Raw genomic sequence first — 3,583 nt, forward strand, 5'->3', positions numbered from 1 at the left:
GGCTTTTCCTTACCAACACCGGAGATTGGCGAAACCATCGGTGGCAGCGTAATCTCCCCCCTTGAGGGGGAGATGTCTGGCAGGACAGAGGGGGGCGCCTCGCCCAAACTTGTCGAGCATAGCCAACCCGCCAGAGACACCAACTGCCTCTCAGTCAAATCCCTCGCATGAGCCTCGCGGCCTTTTTCGGCAACCATTCTTAGGGCCGCGACGGTGATGTCGCACGCCGAGCCTTCATCGGCAGTGACAAGTGGCCTCCCATTCCACCCATCACCCGCGACAGACACCCGCCACCGAACTCCTGCATCGACCCGCACTGCAGCAAGCCGCACATCGGCCGTCACCGAATCCATCGTCAACTGCCCGCAGCCATCGACAACCACGGAAACCTTCGGCCCCAGCCTCGCCGCTAATCCAGCCTCGTCAATCGACGCCCTGATCCGCTCGGCCAGCGGCCGCGGATCGGCAATCTCCTGCGGATCAATGCCGGCCAGCGGGCCGGTCTCCACCGGCACGCCGGTGCGTACTGCGATATCAAGCGCATCGACCTCCGCCGCCAGCCGCGTGGCGCTGTCCATCGTCAGCCCACGTATCTGCAGACTGCCGCGCGCGGTGACTTCCATGATGCCGTTGCCATGCCGCAAGGCGGATTCGGCTAACCCGATCAAAAGCTTCGGCGACAATCCTCCAGAAGTCGGGCCTCCAGAAGTCGGGCCTCCAGAAGATGGGCCTCCAGCAACCGGGTTGAGCCGCACCAAAAGCCCGTCGCCGGTTTGCATTGGCACCGACAAAGCCGGGCAGGCGCCGCGACGAGAGAAGGCGTTCATGCCGCCACCCCAAGCGCCTCGGCCTCGGCAATCATGGCCGTGAGATCGTCGTCGATGGAGTTGCGCAGGGGATGCCACAGGCCACGCCGTCGCGCCGACAGGAAGCGCTCGGCGATGACCTTGGCAGCGGCGGGGTTCTCGCGCAGGATGAAGGCCCGGACCAGTGGATCGCCGAGATAGGCATCGTGCACTGCCTCGATCAGCGTGCCCGAAATGGCATGCGTGGTTTCGGCGAAGCCGACCAGCCGGTCGACGGTTTCGGCAAATTCGGAGGCGCCGCGTGGGCCGTGACGCATCTGTCCCGATATGAAGCGAGGATTGACGGCGCGGGCGCGCACCACCCGCGATACGGCCTCACTGAGCGAGCGTGGCCTCGGCTTTTGTGGGTCCGTGGTGTCGAGCACGATGACGTCGGCATTCCTGCCAAGCGCCGCAAGGGCGGCCGAAAAGCCGCCGATGAAGGCGACATCGGCGGAGCCCTCGAGGATGTCACGACCGGGATCGTCGCCGGTGTGGACGAGAAGATCGGCCACGGCGATGCGGGTTTCGAAGGCGCCGGGCGCCGAGATACCTTCTCCTTCTGCGCCGCCATAGGCGTGCGAGGTGGCGTCGAGATAGGCGCGGCCGATTTCTTCGCGCGCCGCCCAGTTGCCGGAGAACAAGATATCCTCGACGCCGGCGCCATAGGTGCCGGGCGAGGTGCCGAAGATGCGCGGGCTGAGCTTGCCATCGGCGCGGGTTTTGGCCGCGAGCGGGTTTTCCGCATCCTCCTCGTCGCGGGCGGCGACCGCGTTGGCGGCGGCATCGATCAGTGCGATCTGGGTCGGGAACATATCGCGGAACAGGCCCGATATGCGCCAGGTGACGTCGACGCGCGGCCGGCCGAGCGTGGCCGGCGGCAGCACTTCGATGCCGGTGATGCGGCCGGTCGCCGAATCCCATTGCGGCCGGCAGCCCATCAGCGCCAGGCCTTGGGCGATTTCCTCGCCGCCGGTGCGCAGCGAAGCCGAGCCCCACAGATCGATGACCAGCGAGCGCGGCCAGTCGCCATGCGATTGCATGTAGCCGCGCACCACTTCCTCCGCCGCTGCCTTGCCCAGATCATAGGCGGTCGGCGTCGGCATGGTGCGTGGGTCCGAGGTGAACAGGTTGCGGCCGGTGGGCAGAACGTCCGAGCGACCCCGCGCGGGCGCGCCGGCCGGGCCGGCCTTGACGTGGCGGCCATCGAGCGCGGCGAGCAGCGCCGCTTTCTCGGCGTCAGCGCTTTGTCGCCGCATGGCGTCGGGCTCATCCTCAGGGGCGCGGCCATAGATATGCAGCCCGTCCTTGATGGCAAAATCCTTGAGGTCGCAGAGCCAGGCGTCGATGCGGCGCAACGCTTCGTCGGGTGCGTCGGTGGTGGCGACGCCGGCTTCGGAGGCGAGACCGGTCTTTTGCGCGGTGTCGACGATCAGTTTCGCCAGACGGTCTCGGCGGCGGCGGTCGAGCCCGTCGGCCTGCGCATATTCGTCGACCAGCCGCTCGAGCTTGTGTTGGTTTTCGTCGAGCCCGGCGCCGGCCAGCGGCGGTGGCAGATGACCAAGGGTGACGGCGGCGATGCGGCGCTTGGCCTGGGCGGCCTCGCCGGGATTGGAGACGATGAAGGGATAGATGACGGGCATGGGACCGGTGACGATCTCGGGAAAGCAGTTTTCCGAGAGCGCTACCGTCTTGCCCGGCAGCCACTCCAGCGTGCCATGCGCGCCGACATGGACCAGCGCGTGGACGCCGAGCGACTTGCGCAGCCATAGGCCAAAGGCGAGCAATGCATGGCGCGGCGGCAGCGTCGGGTCGTGATAGTCGGCGCGGCGGTCGGCGGAGCGGCCGCGATCCGGGGCGAGGGCGATGGTGACGTTGCCGAAGGTGGCGGCGCGGAAGGGGAAGCTTCCGCGCAAACCTGTTTCGTCTTCCGCTTTGCCCCAAGCGGCTTCGACCGCAGCGATTGCCGCAGTCGGCAACTCCGTCGAGAAGGCAATGTAGTTATCTAAGGCCAATCCAGTATCGCTGGCTTCCAGCAAATCCAGCAACCCACGCGGCGTCTCCGGAATTCCCTCAACTACATAATCCTGTCCCTTCAGGTCATGCAGCATGGCCAGCACGCTGGACGGCACGTCGAGGCCGACGGCATAGCCGGTGCGGCCGGGGGCGCTGGGATAATCCGGCATCAGGATCGCCAGCTTGCGCTCGGCGCGGGGCGTCTCCTGCAGGCGGATAAAGGCCGCGACGCGGTCAGCCACTTGCGCCACGCGATCCGGTTCCGGCCGGTTGGCGAAAGCGCGGTGGCCAAGTGCTGGATCGATCTCGCTCTCGCCCTTGAAGGAAATGGCGCCGGCCAGGATGCGGCCGTCGAGCTCGGGCAGCACGACATGCATGGCAAGGTCGGCGGGCGCCAGGCCGCGCTGGTTGGTCTCCCAGACGTCGCGGCGGGTGGTGGCGACAATGACCTGGAAGACGGGTACGCCAGCGCGGTCGAACAGGGCCTCATTGCCGGGTTCGGCGCCGGAGGCGAAAGCGGTCGCGGTGATAATGGCGGCGGGTTTCAGCGCGGCGAGTGCTGTTTCCACGAACGCCAGGGATGCCGGGTCCTTGAGGCTGGAGACGAAGATGGGGACTGGGTTGATGCCGCGCTGTCGCAGAGCTTCAAAAAGTGCGTCGATTGGCGCGACATCGGCGGCCAGCAGCATCGAGCGGTAGAACAGGATAGGCACGACCTTTCC

General features: G+C 66.8%; 2 protein-coding genes. Both read right to left on the reverse strand.

Features of this window, described 5'->3' with window-relative positions; all coding sequences use genetic code 11:
* Nucleotides 1-827 (reverse strand): precorrin-3B synthase (gene cobG, locus EOB49_RS37570; protein ID WP_245472671.1); only part of this gene is annotated, 827 nt, incomplete at its 3' end.
* Nucleotides 824-3,583, reverse strand: a 2,760-nt coding sequence (gene cobN / locus EOB49_RS12485) for a cobaltochelatase subunit CobN (RefSeq protein WP_127381167.1), incomplete at its 5' end; no start/stop codon positions are given. The genes cobG and cobN, both read right to left, overlap by 4 nt.

This window comes from Mesorhizobium sp. M7A.F.Ca.MR.148.00.0.0, assembly GCF_003997735.1.
Lineage (GTDB): Bacteria > Pseudomonadota > Alphaproteobacteria > Rhizobiales > Rhizobiaceae > Mesorhizobium.